Genomic DNA, 1959 nt, shown 5'->3' on the forward strand with positions numbered 1-1959 from the left:
TGGTGCGGTGGCGTCCGGACGGCCAGCTGGACTATCTCGGCCGCGCCGACGGTCAGGTGAAGGTGCGTGGTCACCGGGTCGAACTCGGCGAGGTCGAGGAAGTCCTGCGCCGCCACGACCAGTTGGGCGAAGCCGTGGTCGTCGCCCGCGAGGACACGAGCGGATCCCTCCGACTGGTCGCCTACGTCGTCCCGGAGAAGCCCGGTGACGTGGTTCCCTCCGAGCTGACCTCTTATGTGCGCACCTGGCTGCCGGATTTCATGGTCCCCTCCGTCTTCGTCGGTCTGGAGGAGTTCCCGCTCCTCCCCAACGGAAAGATCGACCGCAACCAACTCCCCGATCCCGAGCCGGGCACCGGCCACACCGCCTACCGCGCCCCCACCGGACCGGCCGAGGAACTGGTGGCCCGCATCTGGGGTGAGCTGCTCGATGTCAGCGACATCGGCGCCGACGACGACTTCTTCGCCCTCGGCGGCCACTCCCTCCTCGCCACCCGTCTCACCCACCGGCTCGGCGCCGCGCTAGGCACGCACGTTCCGCTGCACCTCGTCTTCGAACACCCCACACTCACCGACCTGGCCGCCCGCCTGCCCGCGGACAATGAGCAGCAGCCCGCGTCGGCGATCGGCCTGCTCGACCGGGCCCCGGCACCGGACGGGACCCTCGTCCTGCCAGCCTCGCTCGGCCAGGAGCGGCTCTGGGTGCTGTGCGCGCTGGACCCCCAGGCCAACCTCGCGTACCACATCAGGGGCGCCGTCCACATCGAAGGAACCCTGGACGAGCACGCGCTGACCACCGCCCTGCGTCACCTCGCGCTGCGCCATGAGGTCCTGCGTACCTCACTGCGCCAGATCGACGGCGAGGTCCGCCAAATCGTCAGTGCCGAGGCCGAGGTGCCGCTCACTCGGGTCACCACCGCCGACTGGGAGGCGGTGATCGACGCGGAGACCCGGCGGGCCTTCGACCTCACCACCGGCCCCCTCTGGCACGTGACGCTCGTCCGCACCGGCCCCGAGCACCACGTACTCGTCGTCAGCCTGCACCACGCGATCGCCGACGGCTGGTCACTGGATCTCGCCTTCCAGGAGGTCGCCGAACGTTACGCCACCCTCTTGAGCGCCCCGGACGCCGAACCCCTCCCGCCCTCGCCCGTTCAGTACGCCGAAGTGGGCGCCTGGCAGCGCGGTACGGCACCGGAGGAAGTGGAGTTCTGGCGGACCCACCTGGCAGGCGCTCCGTCGGCCGGACTGCCCACCGACCGGCCCCGCCCCCCGCAGCAGACCTACCGGGGCGACGCGGTGGCCCTGACCCTTCCGCAGGAAGCACTCGGCGCCACGGCCCGAGCCGCGGGGACCACCTCGTTCACCGTTCTCGCCACCGCACTGGCCATCGTCCTGGCAAAGCTCACCGACCGGTACGACGTGACGATCGGCATCCCCGTCGCCGGCCGCGACCACCCGGAGACTGCCGAGGTCGTCGGCTACCTCGTCGACACCCTCCCGCTCCGTCTGCGGCCCGACCCCGACGCCACGCTCACCGAGGCCCTGCGAGCGACACGTGAACTCGTGGACGACATCCGCGCCCATCCTCAGCTCCCACTGGAGGAACTGATCCGGGAGTTGCGCCCGCACCGCGACCGCAGCCCGCTGTTCCAGGTCCTGCTCGCGGTCAACGGAACCCCGCCGCGGTACGAGCTGACCGGCCTGAACGTCAGCCCGGTCCCCGTTCCGTTCCGCACCACCCCCTACGACCTGGTCGTCCAGGCCGAGGAGCGCGACGGCGCCGTCACCGGACATCTCGTCTTCAACACGGACCTGTTCGAGCGGTCCACCGCCCTGCTCATCGCGGACCGGCTGGCAACCGTTGTCCAGGCGCTCGCCGACGCTCCTGACCGCGAGTTGGCGGAGTTGGATGTGCGGTCGGTGGGGGAGCGGGAGCGGGTGAAGGCGCTGTCGGTGG

General features: G+C 71.0%; 1 protein-coding gene. It reads left to right on the forward strand.

Annotation, left to right across the window (positions count from 1 at the left end):
* Positions 1 to 1959, forward strand: a 1959-nt coding sequence (locus tag GXP76_RS35330) for a condensation domain-containing protein (protein ID WP_242575707.1), incomplete at both ends; no start/stop codon positions are given.

The sequence above is a fragment of the Streptomyces sp. NP-1717 genome (assembly GCF_022695985.1).
Lineage (GTDB): Bacteria > Actinomycetota > Actinomycetes > Streptomycetales > Streptomycetaceae > Streptomyces.